Below are 17,366 nucleotides of genomic sequence, written 5' to 3' on the forward strand. Positions count from 1 at the left end.
ATGAAGAAAATTTTTATATCTATTGTATTTGGAACCCGTCCTGAATTAATCAAACTTGCTCCTGTTATTTTATTGGCAAAACAGGATTCACGTTTTCAAGTTGAAGTCATTTTTACTGGACAACATGATGAATTAGTAAGGGATGCGATAGATTTCTTTGGGGTTGAAATTGACCACCGCCTTAAAATTATGAATGCTGGACAAAGTCTAAATCAATTATTAATACATGGTTTAAGTCAAATCGAACAAGTATATACCGATGGTCAAAAAAGAGATGCTATCGTTATTCAGGGTGATACAACGACTGTTTTAGCGGCAGGGTTAGTCGCGTTCTCAATGAAAGTTCCTGTTGCGCATGTCGAAGCAGGTTTGCGTTCTTATGATTTAGATCATCCTTTTCCAGAAGAAGGAAATCGTCAGTTAGTTTCTCGTATTACTAAATGGCATTTTGCTCCGACTGAACAATCAAAAAGAAATCTACTCAATGAACAAATTTCACCAGAGCTTATTACTGTTACAGGCAATACCGTTGTTGATGCTGTGTATTTAGGACGTAAATTAATTTCTGAAAAATCAGGTTTGAAAAATCAGCTAGAACCTTATGGAATTCAATTAAAGCAAGATGATAAAGTTGTGCTTATTACGGCCCACCGCCGTGAAAATTTTGGAGATGGAATTCAAAATATTTGTAATGCAGTTGAGCATTTAGCGAATGGACATCCTAATTTACATTTTATTTGGCCAGTCCATTTAAACCCTGCCGTACATGATGTTGTCCATAATAAGTTTAAAGATCATTCCCAAATTCATCTTGTTAAACCATTAGACTACCCAAGTCTATTGGCAGTCATAGACCGATCTACTTTTATTTTGACAGATTCGGGTGGCCTGCAAGAAGAGAGTCCATCATTTAATAAGCCAGTTTTGATCCTGCGAGACACCACAGAACGACCTGAAGTTGTTGAAGTGGGGGCAGGTGTTTTAGTCGGTACAAACCAACAAAAAATTATTGAAGAAGCTGAAAAGCTAATTAATAACCAACAGCATTATGAAAAAATGGCCCATGTAGAAAATCCATTTGGTGACGGACAAGCTGCTCAGCGTATTCTTGACCAAATTGCGCAATCTTATGAATTAGCATAATGATGAGTTAAAGATTTATTCTCACTTATGGAAGTGTTGTTGGTATCGCCATAAGTGAGGCGATACCACAAGCTAACAATATTGACGGACCAACGATTCATATAGTGAGGTCCATCAAAAATATAGACAGTTTTTCCTTCATATGCTTTTAATTGAGAAATAATTTCCCAAGGATATGCGGCTCTAAATTGTCCATTCTTTTTAACTCTAAAGGCTTCTAGTACTATAATTACTTTATCTTTTCCAAGCTTTTGTTCAAGTTGGTCTAAAATATGTTTGGCTTGCTGAGGAGATCGTACACCTACGCCAACTCCGTCTTGGAAGAAAACACCGTTATGTTCTGGTAGCCAGCTTTTAACCCATAAATCATAATGTTCAGGTTCGCGTTCACCACTATAAATACTCACCCAAACTGGTACTGGAAGTTTATTTAAAACCTGACCTAAAGCACTTACTCTTAACCACGTTGGGTCTGCTTCCACTGGAAAATAATAACCTTTAGGCGCCGTTTTTTGCTCTTTTATAATTTCGGCAGATTTTTCACCTAACTCAGTTACATTTGCGCGAGCTTTGGGTTCATTATATTCGCCGGCTAAGCCCAATATTAGATTTTTAGCCCAGGGCTCTTGTCTAATTTTCTCTAAACTAATTGCTTTTTCCCATTGAGGAAAGTTCGACTCTTTCCACCATGATTTAGACTCAACAACAGACCATTGGGGAACAAATGTATTAACGCCCAAGTAGTGCCAGTTTCCCTCTGGTGGGGTCGTGTTATTGTCGGGCTGCCAGAAAATTCCTTCAATGTGAGGGGCTTGTCCTTGATGCTTGAACAACCCCGCATAAGCTATAAAACTACATATAATTAAAATAATAAAAGCAGCTATTTTAATTGGTATCTGTTTTCTCATTATTTCGTCTTAACCAGTACCACAAGAAGATAATTATTATCATAATTGCAGAGATAATCACAACTAATAAGAAGAAAGATGATTGTTGGACTAAAGGTGCTTTTTGATTTCCGACAATGAGCTTTTGTAGAACATAAATATTTCCATTTTCTGAAACCAACATTTTGGTGACATTATTTGGAATTTTATGCTGTATTTTCCCCCATAAATGCATAAAGGTTTGTGCGCCACCTTCTGAATCGGTAATAACATCGAAACGGTTGTTGTCATAACTCACAATAAAACCATTAACAGCAGCAGGTGAATAAATAATATCTTGATGCATTAAGACTTGTTGCTGGTAGATGTCTTTATTCACTCGGACATTTATTGACTGTGGCGTGCTCGGGGTATAACGGACTAGATTTAAAGGCATGGGTGCTTGTGTTAAAAGCATCTTTTTTGCAACTTGACCTAGAACAATAGCAATATTTAATGCCCCAGATTGATCATCAATTGCAATCGTCGGGGTCGTTGCTAAAGTCATTGAAATTGCGGCTACGCCATTTTTGAATTTATGCGGCAGTTTTACAGTAGATTTGGCCGTATCGATCCAGAGTGAACCATGGGCATTGGGTAGACACTGAGAATTAGCAATGACCGAATTTTCAAGCTTTAAGCTAAAATTGGTTGTGTTTGAAATCGCTTTTGCAAAAATATTGAATTGTCGGTTTACTGGATCTGAAGCAAGGTCGGCTGTTTTCATGCTCCCTGCGAGCCCGCCATCAATCCAAGCCGTAATATTTGAACCTTGTAATAAACCACTTTGAATACGAAGTGCGATTTGTCCTTGTAAGATATCAGTGGGTTGCCATACCGCAGGGAAATCAAGAAATAAGTTTTTTTCAGCATGATTTAATCTAAAATCTTCAATGCCTAAGTCTGCAAGTGTATTAATTTTTTTAAATTGGGCCCATGTCGGGTTTGAAATAGTAGTTGGGAAAATTGCACTGCTAGTATTTAATTGTTGGACATACAATGGGTTAATTAGTCCATTTATGGCAGCAGTGAGTTCTTGTTGACTGTGATAGGTAATTGATAGGGTTGCTACTCCTTCATTTGGTTTTGCAATCTGTACTAAAGCTCCACCTTTAAGTGGAGTGGATGAATGAATAACTTCAATAATAAAATTCGTTTCAGGATTTAAGTTGGTTTGCCCAGAGTCAACCCACTCAATTGGAGTTACAGAACCCCATGAGCTAGCTAATCTAGCTAACATAGAAGCTTCTATAATTTCTTTACGGTTATATTTTAAAATTCCAACAAAAGAGGTAGGTCGTCTAGCTTGCGGATTAAATAAAGCATCTGGTAAGTATTTTAGCTGATAGTCCTTTCGAATGGGTACAAAGTCGATTTGGGAATTATTGAAGTAGGTTAAGTGATCAATATCTTCAGAACAGAAAGATTCCTTTGTTCTGTTAAGTGTTGATGGTTTAGCATATTGTTGAATAATAAAATCTAATCGATGAAAACCGCTTTGACTTTTAGGAATATCAAACTTTAATTGGCCATCACCATTTAAGGTAGTGTTATAGATGAGTTTGTCATCATATTTAACCAATAAAGTTGTATCATTTTCAGTAGAGTAGTTACTTGAAAATTGAATATTTTCCCATTCTGCACCTTTCCCAATATAGAAGAAATGAGGCTCGACCGTATATTTGGTGGAGGTACTAATATCGTCTAGTTCCCAAGTATATGCATGAGCAGACATGGCTAACATTAGACTGGTGCTGGCAAGGAGCACTTGTACCGTTTGGTAAAGGTCAAAAGTCTTTTTCATTTGTTTTTCTCCTTGCTACGTTCCGTTTTGTACCATTGAAGGGAGTTACCCTGTATTTTATTTTTAAGCATGTCATATGCGGCTTTAAATACAATAAATAGAAAAATTTGTGAGTAACTTACATAAGACAAAACAGAGTAAAAATAGAGTTCTGCTTTAACTTTTTCTAAAGAAAGGGTAAACCACATTTGTGCTACATATAAGCAAAATGAAAGACCCCACAAAGTGGTAAATGGCCCCGGAACTGAAATACCTGCAATACCAAGTAAGCCCAAAGTTAAGGTGATATGGCTCCAGAATAACGCGGGTACGAAAAGTACGTAGCACATAATGTTATTCAGAATTTCAATTCCGATGGGAAAAGGTGTTCTTAACGCTACAGGTAGATATTTACGGGTCACATAAAAATTACCTTGAGTCCAACGTGAGCGTTGTTTAACAAATACGCTTAAAGAGGGTGGATCTTGTTGCCAGCCAATTGCATAGGGTACCCATTTAATTCGTTTCTGGCCGATAAAAATCCGGAAGCTCATTTCAGTGTCATCAACCAATGACTTCTCATCAAAACCGCCCAAGGTTTCTAACGCATCACGCCAAATAACATAGTTAGTACCCATGAGCGTGGATAGTTGGAAACGTTGCCAACGTCCGCCTTGAAAAATCCATTGGAAAAAGATGAACTCAATGGCAATAAAGCGAGTCAAAATACTATCTTGCCAATTACGGGTTCTTACTTTGCCATTTACAGCCACTAATTTTTTATCGGCAATGAGGGTCTGAGCTAATAACCGTACGCAATCGGGTTCGGGTGTACTGTCCGCATCATAGACAACAATGAGTTCACCTTTGGCATGGGGTAGGCCATTATTAAGTGTTCTAGATTTACCTTTGCCTCCCATTCCTTTCGGAACGTTGACAATTTTTATGCAAGGATAAATCTGCGCTAGATTTTCGGCAATTTCTAGGGTGTTATCTTTAGAGCCGTCATTAATGAGCAAAACTTCATATGCTTCGGCTGGATAATCCTGTTGAGCGATGGCGTGTAAAGTATCTTCAATTACTACGCCTTCATTATAAGCAGGAATCAGAACACTCAAAACGGGCCATTTATCTGGCACAGGTAAATTCTGCAACTCTTTTTCTGCTGTTTTTGAGTATTTCCAAGCCTGATAACTTAACCATGCCCAAAATGCTTGAGGAATCCAAATGCCTAAAAAACCAAATAGGAAGAGAATATCAATGGGAGCCATTTGATTTAACCCTCCTAATAATAGACGAGATCAGCAATAACAATAAAATCACCCCGATCACCAAGGAGATCCATGAAATATAGCTGCCGAAGGTGCCAAGAAGGTCTGGATAGGTAGTGGTTAAAATAAGATCGAGTGGAACGACGACTGTGCTTAAACCAATAAAAATATACCCAAGGAAACTAGTATTTATATGTTTAGGAGTGCTTATGTATTTAATATTATTAAATTTCCATGAAATGCCGAGTTGAGGATATCGAATATTTGTGGTCGGTAGATCGGCAGGAGGGTTAATAATAATTTCATAACCCGAAACATGACCATCAAAACTTTTAGCCGAATAGAATAAATGCTGCTTTTGTCTAATTTCTCTAGAAGGCAGAGGGAGTTCTTGTGAATTAAACTGAACAATATAGCTGCCAGCAGTTTGTGAAATTAAGTTTTCATCCCAGCCTGTTGAAACAAAAGCAGCCATAGGCCGTAAACCAATTGCAGTCGAAAATGTAGCTTTGGCGGCAAAATATTGAGGTTGTTCTGATTTAAAAATTGCAATGGGAATTGCTCCTTGGCTCACTGCTTCTTTTAATAAGAAATAATGAGAAAAGCTAAAAACCTCATCTGGTAATATGATACCTGGCTTTATCCCTTTATGAATAAGTCCTTGAAAACTATCCGAGCTGATTTGGTCAACTGTAAAAATAGGCCACCAAGTATCCTGTGATGGGAAAAACATAGAAAGGTCATTAATATTCTGAATTTCGGTTTTTGTTTGTTCAGCTTTAATTTCACAGTGATAATATTGACGATAAAACTGCTGTAAAGTGCCATCTGGATATTGACTAGAGGCGATAATAATTCCACAAATATTAAGAAGATTAGTCATTAAGTAATCTCCTCTTCAGGTGGAATCTGAATAATTTTATATTCTACTTCAAGCCGCAAAGTCATAATTTCTTTTAGCTTTTTAATAAATTCAGGTTCTTCCTCTGTTTTTTGTTTACGAATAACAATACTGTATATCGTTTCTAGATCATCATCAGCAAACTGGAAAACAATTTCTTGTGGATGATGTTGACTCAAAATTTTAATCATTTCATTTTGAGTGGTTTTCCATACATCATCGCCTAACATTTCTTTAATTAAGATTCGGTTGAGAATTCTAATTTCAAAGACTTCATAGTCTTGTATGTGGTGATGATCAAGAAGTTTAAAGAAACTACGTTGGAAATATTTGAGGGCGCTAAGCGGGAAAATATCACGGCGATAATTTCGATCATAACTTTGTATATCCCGATATTTTTGAACATTAATTTCAATATTGTGGCGTACAGCACTAAGAAAAAGAGGAATAAGGGGAATAATAAAAAGTAAAAGGAGCTGACGTTCAATATGTGTTTGTGCTCCTAGGTCGAGTAGGAAATATACTGCCACGCCTACGAAAGCGATTAAACCAACAATTAAAGATGCACCGACTTCTAAAAAAGCACCAGAAATTAAAAGAATAAGAATAAAAATCCAGCTTCCTCTAAAGCTTACAGGCAACCACTCATATGCCACCATTCCCATAAAGAGGTGAGCTGCGATAATCCATAAGACGAGTGTTCTTCCTGGGTTCTTTTGTTGCATGCGAGCTCTGGCTACCTTTTTTGTAATGTTAATTTTTATACTTTTATAATGAACTGTGATTGTGATGCTTTTTGAATTTATTGTTGTGTTTGTCCTTTTATAAATCCCTTTAGTATTATTTTTAGAGTAAAGTCACACTATAGTCAAATTTCTCGTTTTTTTTAATTAAAAGTAAACATAAAAACTGAATTGGTTTCTACATATTCTTAAATGTTTCAATTGCCTTTATTCGGGTTTCCTTTAAATCAACAATTGGTTTTGGATAATTTAATTGAAGATTAGTTTTAGTTGAGTAGGGTTCATGAATCATTTTATTGTCTAGATGAGCTAATTCCTCCACCCATTGACGAATATAGTCTCCGTTTGGATCAAATTTCTTAGATTGAGCAATAGGGTTAAAAATTCTAAAGTAAGGTACAGCATCAGTTCCAGTCGATGCACACCATTGCCAGCCACCATTATTGGCTGTTAAATCGCCATCGACTAAGTGCTGCATAAACCATTTTTCACCTATTCGCCAATCGATGAGTAGGTTTTTACACAAAAACATAGCGGTAATCATGCGGACTCGATTATGCATCCATCCTGTTTTTTGTAGCTGGCGCATGCCTGCATCAATAATCGGTATACCTGTTTGACCAATTTGCCACGCCACCAAATGCTCTTGATTATTTTCCCACTTAATATTTTGAGTATTTTGCTTAAAAGGAAAGTGTTTAGAGACATGTGGAAAATCAAATAAAATATGTTGATAAAATTCGCGCCAAAGCAATTCATCTAACCATGTTTGCTGGCCTTCGTTTGTCAGATGAAAGTTGCCATGTTCAGCACGAAAGAGAGCCTGTAAACATTGGCGAATAGATAAAATTCCAAGATTTAAATAAGGAGAAAGTTGGCTAGTGCCTTTTACATTTGGAAAGTCACGTTCTAATTTATAATGAGATAAATGATCTTCAATAAATAAATCGAGCTGTTCCAGAGCAAAATCTTCTCCGGTCGGCCATAAGTCTTGTTGCTCTTTAGAAATTGATGAGTCAAATAATACTTCAATTTCTTCTAAATCTAAGCTTTTTATAGTTGAAAAAGACTCTGGATAGGCATTTTGTTTCTCAGGAATTGGATAGCACTGAGGCAAACCACTTATATCCAGTTTCGAATAACAGGCTTTTTTGAATGCACTGAAAACTTGATACGGTTGTTGCGACTGATTACGAATGGAACGTAAAGGGAAAATTGTACGGTCATGAAATAAAAAAAGTTCTTTATTCTGCTGATTTAAAGCTTGTTGTACAGTTTTATCTCTTTTCAACTCATTCACGCCTACTTCTATATTCGAGTAAACATTTTCGATATGGAGTTGATGTGTGAGTTCACAAATATAATCTGCAATATCTTTCCAGTGGGGAATGACTTGAATGATAAGTGGAATATTAAGCTGTTCTAATTCTTTTTTTAATTGTTGAAGCTGAAGTAAATAGAAATTAATTTTTATAGGTGCATCATGATGTATTTTCCATTGCTCAGGCGACAATATAATTAACCCAATCGAAGGCCCTTGTTGGCAGGCATGCCATAACGCAGCATGATCCCGAACTCTCAAATCCTGACGAAACCAAATAAGCTGATTTACGTTTGACATGAAAGATACCCTTATAAAGTTAAATGAGGTAGAGGTTTGTTGTTCAGATAGTATATAAAAATAAATACATAAAAAAAGCAAAGCCGAAGCTTTGCTCTTATCATCTTTACAGATGACTTAGTGGTGATGACCACCAGCACCGTGTACGTGACCGTGATCTAATTCTTCTTCAGAAGCTTCACGGATTTCTACGATTTCAACTTCAAAAGTTAAATCTTGACCAGCAAGTGGGAAGTTTGCATCAACAACAATGTTGTCACCTTCAACCGCTTTAACAGTAACGATCTGTACGCCGTCGTCTGTTTGAGCTTGGAATTGCATACCAGGTTGAATGTTCTCAACACCTTGGAACATTTGAGCTGGAACTTCTTGAACTAGGTCTGGGTTGTATTCGCCATAACCTTCAGCTGCTGGTACGTTAACAGTAAATTTTTCACCAACAGTTTTACCTGTTAATGCATTTTCTAAACCAGGAATGATATTGCCTGCACCGTGCAAATAGGCAAGTGGTTCACCTTGAGATTGATCAAGTGTTTCACCCTCAGCGTTTGTTAATTTGTAGTGGAATGAAACCACGTGGTTATTTGCAATAGCAGTCATGTTTTTGATCCATTCAATCAATTAAAGCGTACATCATAAAGTGAAAAATAAATTTTGTAGACTACAAAATTTGAATCTTTAACACTTTTATATAATGCGTTTTTATCTAAATAGGGATGAACTTAAAAAATTCAACTCAATATAGTTTAATTTTTGGACGTACACGTCTTGTAAGTAAATCTTTCATTGTGAGTAGTCCAGCCTGAGTGTATCCATGAATTGTTGCTTGGTGTAAACGATACAAAGATACATACATGGTTTTGGCAATATAGCCTTGCACACTTACATCGCCAAGTAATTCTCCAACGGCTTTATTACGGCTTAAAGACACGAGTGAACCTTTGTCGTTAAATCTAAACATAGGTTGTGAACGATTGTTTAATCGAGCTGCCATAGCATCGACTAAAAAGCTCGCTTGTTGGCTCGCAACCTGAGCACGTGGCCCAAGAGGAGGATGTCTTGCATTAAGTTGGCAATGTGCACAATCACCAAATGCAAATACATTTGGGTCTGAATAGGTTTGTAATGTTGCGTAGACCATGAGGCGGTTAATATTGTCGCGTTCAAAATCGTTAAAGTTTTCTAAAACCTTGGGTGCTTTTACACCTGCTGCCCAGACGGTAATATCACTATTTAACTGGCTACCATTACTGAAATAGATGCAATGCTCATCAATTTTTTCAACGCGATGTTTGGTTAAAACTTCAATGCCCATTTTTTCGAGCTGTTTTGCACTATGCTCAGCTGTTTTTTCGCTGAGGGCAGGTAAAATACGTTCGGATGCCTCAATAAGCGTAATTTTGACTTGGTTTGGATGAATCTTTTTTAAACCATATCGATAAAAGTTTTTAGTTGTTTCAATGAGTTCGGCAGCAAGTTCTACACCTGTTGCACCAGCACCCACAATTCCAATATTTAAAGTCCGCTGATTTGGCTGGTTTTGAGCTTCAATATATAGATGTAATAAATCTTGCTGAAAAATATCGGCTTGTTTTCTGCTGTCGAGGAAATGGCAGTTTTCACGCACGCCTGCTGTATTAAAGTCATTTGACACCGAACCAAGCGCTAAAATAAGCGTGTCATAACTCAATTGCTGCACATCGGTGTTCTGCTCTTTAGAGACTTGAGGAGGAATTAACTCAATTATTTTTTGATCTTTGTTAACCCCAACTAATGTTCCAAGCACAAATTCATAGTGATGTTTTTCTGCATGGGCAAAATAGTTAGTTTGTTCTTCGTGTGGATTTAAAGATCCAGCAGCAATTTCATGAAGCAAAGGTTTCCAGATATGCGTCAGGTTTTGGTCAATTAACGTAATCTTCGCTTTATGAGTTTTCCCAAAAGTTTCACCGAGTTGTGTCGCAAGCTCTAAGCCTCCAGCACCACCACCAACAATTACAATATGATGTAAATTTTGGGTCATTTTTATCACCTAATTATTTTTCTGTAAAAAAAAGATGGCTGAATTATGCCATCTTTTTTTTATAAAATTTATTGTGCATCTGTGCACAATTTGATGTTTTTAGTGCGAATCTAGTGGATAGAGTTTTGCAGCACTGTGTTCACTTGATGAAAAAATAGAGAAGAGACTAGAAAACCACATCATGATTTTTTGGAAAATATTGGCTTCTTCAATATGCACGTTATCTTCAATTTGAAGACTACGGATAAGTTGATTGTTTTGGTAAATAGATACTGTTGCCAAACTCATGACTTTCATTAATGGCGCAGTGAGTTGTTTTTCATTTAATTCAATATTTACGTGTGTTTGAGTCGTTTCGAGTGGAGCAATAACTTTGGGTTGCAAATTATTATCAAGTACCTGAACGCGCTGAGTCACATTATCAAAATTATTTAAGTCAATCGGTGCTGGGTCCGCATATAAAGAAGTAGTCACAATCGTGGGTTGCTTTGTTGCGACCTTAAACATTTTTAAAGTCGATTTTACAACAGGCAGTTCGGCAATTAATTTCTGCTCAGGAATAATGACTTCATCGCGTGTATAGGTATAAGCAAGATTCATTAATTTATCTGCAATTTCAGCGCGTTTTACTGCACTCGGGGTACCTAAAACAATAACCAATAAACGTCTTTGAGCTAAGTCAGATGAAAATGAAGGACGTGAAGCTGTTAATGCCAAATTATAACCAGCTGCTTTCGTATAACCAGTTTTTAAACCATCAACAGATGGGTCATATTTCAAAGCAAGGTTAGTCGCATGATGAAAACGTTGGTTATAGCTAAAGCTTGGCATTTTTGAATAATGTAAATATTCAGGAGTTTGTTTAATTACAGCCTGACCTAATAAGCTTAAATCATGAGCGGTGGTGTAATGATCAGACATGGTAATACCAGCAGGATTACTAAAATGCGTATGTTTCATACCCAAAGCCTGAGCTTCCTGATTCATGCGTTGTACAAAGTGGGGAACATCACCCGAAATTTTTTCAGCTAAAGTCACGGCTGCATCATTCGCAGACATCACAATTAAACCTGCCAATAACTGATCAACTGAAATTTGTTCACCAGCTTTAAGATACATTTGTGATTCATCCCACTGCACCACACCGACCACCGGCGTTGCAGTAATGATTTCTTCTTTTTTCAGCTTTCCAGCTTTAATCTCTTTTAAAGCAATATAAGCAACCATCATTTTGGTTAAAGATGCTGGTGCGCGTTGCACATGGCTATTATGCTCGGCAATAATTTGACCCGATTGAGTATCCACAATAGTCCATGCAGCGGCTTCAACACTTTCAGGTGCAATATTGAGTAGCGAAGCATTCGCTAGCGTGGTGCAGAAAATACTGAATAGGGTAAAAAGAGATAGAAAAAATTTCACGGATAACCTTAACGTTTACTGGTAAATACTGAACACAGATGCACAGCATGCTATGCCTTTTTTTTATAGAAGGCTAGTGTGAATTGTTGCCAAAAAATACATCTACGCAAGTCGATACAAAAAAGTGATAATCTAATGTGAAACCGTTCTTATTTTAAATTGAAAAATTTATGTTGCATTATCAAATTGAATTCGATGATTACAAACAGCACCTTGTTCACGTAACAATTCGTTTTTTAGCCAATCCGAATCAGGAGCTTTGGCTGCCAACGTGGATTCCGGGTAGTTATCTAATTCGAGAGTTCTCAAAACATATTGAATCCGTTAAAGCTTACGATGAAGCTGGACGTATGCTGGATATTAAAAAAACCAGCAAAAATCGTTGGCGTTTATTTAATACAGATCATGAATTAATGACGATTGAATATGATGTCTATGCATATGATTTGTCTGTACGTGGCGCATATGTAGACCAGACTCGTCTATATATTAATCCAGCGTGTGTATGTTTAGGTTTGGAAGGACAAGAACAATCTGCTTGCGAGTTGGAAATTTTCTTGCCAGATGAATTAAAGCATTTTCAGTTAGCAACCGGCTTAGCTTCAAAAAGTTTAGTCAAAGGTCGTTTCACTTTAAAAGCTGATCATTATGATCAACTCATTGATAGTCCGTTCGAACTGGCTGATCAAACGCGCTTTAACTTCGAAACACATGGCATTGAACATGAGTTTGTAATTTCTGGTTCACACAATACCAATATTGATCGCTTAAAAGCCGATATTGAAAAGATTTGTGTGACTGAAATAAATATGTTCGGTTCAGCGCCATTTAAAAACTATACCTTTATGACCATGGCAACAGGTAATAGTTATGGTGGATTAGAACATTGCAATAGCACAAGCCTTATTACACCACGCGACGATTTGCCAAAAACGTCTGAACCAACTGAACCTTCTAAAGATTATCAGCGCTTTTTAGGCTTATGTAGTCATGAATATTTTCATTCATGGTTAGTAAAGTTTATACGTCCAGAAAACTTTGCAAATTATAATTTGCACCAAGAAGGCTATACCTCGCTGTTGTGGATATTTGAAGGCTTTACTTCATATTATGATGACTTGATTTTATTGCGCAGCGGTGTGATTTCTCAAAAGTCTTATTTGGATTTACTCAAAGCACAAATTGATCGCTATTTACAAAATCCAGGCCGCTTTATCCAGTCTGTTTCTGAATCAAGTTTTGATGCTTGGATTAAATTTTATCGTCAAGATGAAAACTCAAATAATGCGGGTACCAGTTACTACAACAAGGGTTCATTGGTTGCGCTTTGTCTAGATTTAGGTTTACGTTTACGTGGTTCTAGCCTTGATGCTTTAATGCGCCGTTTATATGAAAATACTCAAAATGGTCTTCAAGTAAATGAGCGAACCATTTTTGACTTATGTAAAGAGCTGACGGGTGATAATTGGATTGAACAAATTAATCACTTGATTAACACAACCGACGAATTGCCACTTGATCAGTTACTGCCAGAGTTTGGCTTAAGCTACAGAGTTAAAACTGACAAATCTTTGCCATTGGGCTTGAAACTTGTTGATAAGCCAGAAGGTGTGCTTGTGCAAAGTGCTCGCCGTGAGGGCGCTGGAGCAAAAGCAGGTATTTCTGCTCTTGATGTGATTGTTGCAATTGATGGTTTAAAAGCGTCCACTAAGCTTATCGAGAAGTATGCAAAACAGGGTGGCCCTTATACCGTATTTGCTTTCCGTCGTGATGAGTTAATATTTTTTGAAGTCGATTGTGCTACATCTGATTTAACCGAAGTTGAACTTGTCGTTGAAGATCAAGCTAAAACTGAAAAATGGTTAAAAGCTTAGATTAAAGCTAAATAGTTTATAAAAAACCGATGTTTTGCACATCGGTTTTTACTTTTAAGTACGTCCAAATGGTGAAATCCGTTTTACCTTTGAGTTTATTTTGAATGAAAAGTATAATAATTGTCAGAACACTGAAAGATATCTCATGTAATTTAATGATGTTTAATGCCTGAAAAGTGATCGGAATGTGTATATTACAATGACTTAGATATCAGAAAATTATCTATATATTTGAATTATGTATTATTTCGCTACGAAATGTCGTTATCACTGGATATTTCGTTGACTGAAAGGCAATGAGAGTCGATACTCTCAGGGTTTTATTTAAGTATATCGGTTCGTAGGCACTGGGCCAAAAGCTCGGTCCTCAACACTCAATCAAACGGAAGGGGCTATATATGGCTGGTGAAAAGTCAACTATTATTTACACACTGACTGACGAGGCGCCACTATTGGCGACCTATTCGCTACTGCCGATCATTGAGACCTTTACTAAGCCAGCTGGCATCGAGATTATTAAAAGTGACATCTCTGTAGCTGCACGTGTGCTCGCAGAATTCGCTGAATACCTAAGTGAAGAGCAAAAGGTAACTGACAACCTTGCAGAGCTAGGTCGTCTTACACAAGATCCAGATACTAATATTATCAAACTCCCGAATATCAGTGCGTCTGTTGCGCAATTAACTGCATGTATCAAAGAGCTTCAATCAAAAGGTTATGCAATTCCTGATTATCCGGAAAATCCTGCAAACGAAGAAGAAAAATCAATCAAAGCTCGTTATGGTAAGTGCCTTGGTTCAGCAGTAAACCCTGTCCTTCGTGAAGGTAACTCTGACCGTCGTGCTCCAGCAGCAGTTAAAAATTACGCAAAAAAACACCCTCATTCAATGAGCGAGTGGAAACAGTGGTCACAAACTCATGTTTCACATATGGAAGAAGGTGACTTCTACCATGGTGAAAAATCAATGACACTTGATCGCGCACGTAATGTGAAAATGGAACTTATCACGAACAGTGGTAAGAGCATTGTTCTTAAGCCAAAAGTTGCGCTACAAGACGGCGAAATCATTGATTCAATGTTCATGAGTAAGAAAGCACTTTGTGATTTCTATGAAAAAGAACTTGATGACTGTAAAGAAGCGGGTATTTTGTTCTCTTTACACGTAAAAGCGACAATGATGAAAGTTTCACACCCGATCGTTTTTGGTCACTGTGTGAAAATCTATTACAAAGAAGCTTTTGAAAAACACGGTAAGTTATTTGACGAATTAGGCATTAACGTAAATAACGGTATGGCTGGGTTGTACGAGAAAATCGAAACTCTTCCAACGTCATTACGTGAAGAAATCATTGAAGACTTACATGCTTGTCAAGAACACCGTCCTGCGCTTGCAATGGTTGACTCAGCAAAAGGCATCACAAACTTCCACTCACCAAACGACATCATCGTTGATGCTTCAATGCCAGCTATGATCCGTGCGGGTGGTAAAATGTGGGGTGCTGATGGTAAGCAATATGATGCTAAAGCTGTTATGCCAGAATCAACATTTGCCCGTATTTACCAAGAAATGATCAATTTCTGTAAATGGCATGGTAATTTTGACCCAAAAACTATGGGTACAGTACCTAACGTTGGCTTGATGGCACAAAAAGCTGAAGAATACGGTTCTCACGATAAAACTTTTGAAATTCCAGAAGCAGGTATTGCAAACATTACCGACCTTGAAACTGGCGAAGTTTTATTAACTCAAAACGTTGAGGAAGGTGATATCTGGCGTATGTGTCAGGTTAAAGATGCACCGATTCGTGATTGGGTTAAACTTGCTGTGACTCGTGCACGTAACTCTGGCATGCCTGCGATCTTCTGGCTTGACCCGTACCGTCCACACGAAAATGAATTAATCAAGAAAGTACAAACGTATTTAAAAGATTATGACACGAATGGCCTTGATATTGAGATCATGTCTCAAGTTCGTGCAATGCGTTACACACTTGAACGTGTAGTACGTGGTCTAGATACTATTTCTGTGACTGGTAACATCTTACGTGACTACTTAACTGACTTGTTCCCAATTATGGAACTTGGTACTTCTGCGAAAATGTTATCTATCGTTCCGCTTATGGCGGGTGGTGGTATGTACGAGACTGGTGCGGGTGGTTCAGCGCCGAAACACGTACAACAACTTGTTGAAGAAAACCATTTACGCTGGGATTCGCTTGGTGAGTTCCTTGCCCTAGCTGCTTCTTTGGAAGAGATGGGTATTAAAGAAAATAATGCTCGTGCTAAGTTACTTGCTAAGACTCTTGATGAAGCGACTGACAAATTGCTTGATAATGGTAAGTCTCCATCACGCCGTACCGGTGAGATTGACAACCGTGGTAGCCATTTCTACTTGTCACTTTACTGGGCTGAAGCACTTGCTGCACAGAACGAAGATGCTGAGTTAAAAGCTAAATTTGCTTCACTTGCAAAAACTTTAGCTCAAGACGAACCGAAGATTGTTGCTGAACTTGCTCAAGTACAAGGTAAACCAGCTGACATCGGTGGTTACTATGCAATTGATAAAGCAAAAGTAGATGCTGTAATGCGTCCAAGTGCTACATTCAATGCAGTTCTTGCAACTGTTAATGCTTAATTACTAATTCGTTAGTAAATAGCTTAAGGGCCGGTGCATATGCACCGGCTTTTTTATTTTTAGAAAAATAAAAGTCATTAAAAAAGCCCACCTAGGTGAGCTTTGAAAGCTTACATCTTATCGATCATTGCGGCCACGACCACGGGGTGCTTTAGCATTTGGACGAGTTGTACCATTGGTCTTGCGACGTGGTTTTTCACCGTCATCCATCTGCCAAATGCGTTTTGTACCAGACTTCTTCGTAGAACCGTCTTTATTTTTACGAACCATTGGCTTGCCGCCAGTGCCGCCTGGTTTTTTCACATATGAACGTGAACGATAAGGTTCTTCAGCAGGCACATCTTTAAAATCAGGGTAAAGCAAAGGCTCAATTTCTTTAACATCCCCAGGTTTTAAGCCGAGTTGAACTAAATCAATTGAACCAATTTTGGTACGAATTAAACGTAAAGTTGGAAAACCTACCGCAGAAGTCATACGACGTACTTGACGGTTACGGCCTTCACAAATTGAAATTTCGATCCAAGATGTTGGAATATTTGCACGAAAACGGACAGGTGGGTTACGTTCCCATAACCATTCTGGCTCGCTTACCTTAATGGCGGTGGCAGGAAGCGTTATACCATCATTAAGTTCTACACCTTTACGAAGCTGCTCAAGCGCTTCTTCAGTTACATCGCCATCAACTTGAACTAAATACGTTTTGTATTTTTTATTCGCAGGGTTAGTAATGAACTGATTCAAACCACCATGATCAGTTAAAAAAACTAAACCCTCAGAGTCCATATCAAGACGGCCTGCCAAACGCAAAGTCGGGTCATCAACAAAGTCAGAGACGGTCATATGCGCTTCGTCTTTACGAAACTGGGAGAGAACGTCATATGGTTTGTTGAGAATGACAATTTTCATAAAAAATGACTTCTTCTTTCAAATAACTAGAGAAAACATTGAGGTTTATTTAAGTGAGAAATCTGATTATTTCTCATATAAATCCCAAAAATGATTAATTTCAATTAAGCTATTATGCGT

General features: G+C 37.6%; 13 protein-coding genes. 3 read left to right on the forward strand and 10 right to left on the reverse strand.

The window, feature by feature from the left end; all coding sequences use genetic code 11:
* The gene (wecB, locus tag KTH84_RS06995; RefSeq protein WP_133972291.1) at window positions 1-1,143 is read left to right on the forward strand and encodes a non-hydrolyzing UDP-N-acetylglucosamine 2-epimerase; all 1,143 of its coding nucleotides are present in this window, start codon (window positions 1-3) and stop codon (window positions 1,141-1,143) included.
* On the opposite strand, the gene KTH84_RS07000 is transcribed toward wecB, so the two are convergent.
* The 9 genes from KTH84_RS07000 to KTH84_RS07040 form a co-directional block, all read right to left on the reverse strand.
* Window positions 1,128-2,051: a hypothetical protein gene (locus tag KTH84_RS07000; RefSeq protein WP_262472627.1), complete on the reverse strand. Its 924-nt coding sequence runs from the start codon at window positions 2,049-2,051 to the stop codon at window positions 1,128-1,130. The two genes, wecB and KTH84_RS07000, sit on opposite strands and share 16 nt — an antisense overlap.
* Window positions 2,029-3,873 (reverse strand): hypothetical protein, encoded by a 1,845-nt coding sequence (locus KTH84_RS07005; protein WP_262472628.1) that lies wholly within the window; start codon window positions 3,871-3,873, stop codon window positions 2,029-2,031. The genes KTH84_RS07000 and KTH84_RS07005 overlap by 23 nt, the downstream gene beginning before the upstream one ends.
* Entirely contained in the window at window positions 3,870-5,123 is a 1,254-nt protein-coding gene (locus tag KTH84_RS07010) for a glycosyltransferase family 2 protein (RefSeq protein WP_202743000.1), read from the reverse strand. Before KTH84_RS07010 ends, KTH84_RS07005 begins: the two co-directional genes overlap by 4 nt.
* Entirely contained in the window at window positions 5,110-6,006 is an 897-nt protein-coding gene (locus KTH84_RS07015) for a hypothetical protein (protein WP_202742999.1), read from the reverse strand. Before KTH84_RS07015 ends, KTH84_RS07010 begins: the two co-directional genes overlap by 14 nt.
* On the reverse strand, window positions 6,006-6,749 hold the full coding sequence (locus KTH84_RS07020) for a hypothetical protein (RefSeq protein WP_202742998.1): 744 nt from the start codon (window positions 6,747-6,749) through the stop codon (window positions 6,006-6,008). Before KTH84_RS07020 ends, KTH84_RS07015 begins: the two co-directional genes overlap by 1 nt.
* Before the next feature lie 196 nt (window positions 6,750-6,945).
* Window positions 6,946-8,388 (reverse strand): cryptochrome/photolyase family protein, encoded by a 1,443-nt coding sequence (locus KTH84_RS07025; protein ID WP_262472631.1) that lies wholly within the window; start codon window positions 8,386-8,388, stop codon window positions 6,946-6,948.
* A 117-nt stretch (window positions 8,389-8,505) separates the two neighbouring features.
* A complete protein-coding gene (locus KTH84_RS07030) occupies window positions 8,506-8,988 on the reverse strand; it encodes a peptidylprolyl isomerase (RefSeq protein ID WP_003650377.1) in 483 nt (160 codons plus the stop codon).
* 136 nt (window positions 8,989-9,124) lie between these two features.
* Window positions 9,125-10,411 (reverse strand): NAD(P)/FAD-dependent oxidoreductase, encoded by a 1,287-nt coding sequence (locus tag KTH84_RS07035; protein ID WP_262472633.1) that lies wholly within the window; start codon window positions 10,409-10,411, stop codon window positions 9,125-9,127.
* Window positions 10,412-10,510: 99 nt separating this feature from the next.
* Window positions 10,511-11,830 (reverse strand): D-alanyl-D-alanine carboxypeptidase PBP6B, encoded by a 1,320-nt coding sequence (locus KTH84_RS07040; protein ID WP_262472634.1) that lies wholly within the window; start codon window positions 11,828-11,830, stop codon window positions 10,511-10,513.
* Between the two features lie 170 nt (window positions 11,831-12,000).
* Between KTH84_RS07040 and KTH84_RS07045 the strand changes: the two genes are divergently transcribed.
* On the forward strand, window positions 12,001-13,704 hold the full coding sequence (locus KTH84_RS07045; RefSeq protein WP_262472635.1) for a M61 family metallopeptidase: 1,704 nt from the start codon (window positions 12,001-12,003) through the stop codon (window positions 13,702-13,704).
* Window positions 13,705-14,102: 398 nt separating this feature from the next.
* Window positions 14,103-16,340 (forward strand): NADP-dependent isocitrate dehydrogenase, encoded by a 2,238-nt coding sequence (locus tag KTH84_RS07050; protein ID WP_262472636.1) that lies wholly within the window; start codon window positions 14,103-14,105, stop codon window positions 16,338-16,340.
* Between the two features lie 117 nt (window positions 16,341-16,457).
* On the opposite strand, the gene KTH84_RS07055 is transcribed toward KTH84_RS07050, so the two are convergent.
* Window positions 16,458-17,246: an rRNA large subunit pseudouridine synthase E gene (locus KTH84_RS07055; RefSeq protein WP_075431495.1), complete on the reverse strand. Its 789-nt coding sequence runs from the start codon at window positions 17,244-17,246 to the stop codon at window positions 16,458-16,460.
* Window positions 17,247-17,366: the final 120 nt, after the last annotated feature.

It is taken from the genome of Acinetobacter sp. WU_MDCI_Abxb74 (assembly GCF_025513915.1).
In the GTDB taxonomy this organism is placed as follows: domain Bacteria; phylum Pseudomonadota; class Gammaproteobacteria; order Pseudomonadales; family Moraxellaceae; genus Acinetobacter; species Acinetobacter calcoaceticus_C.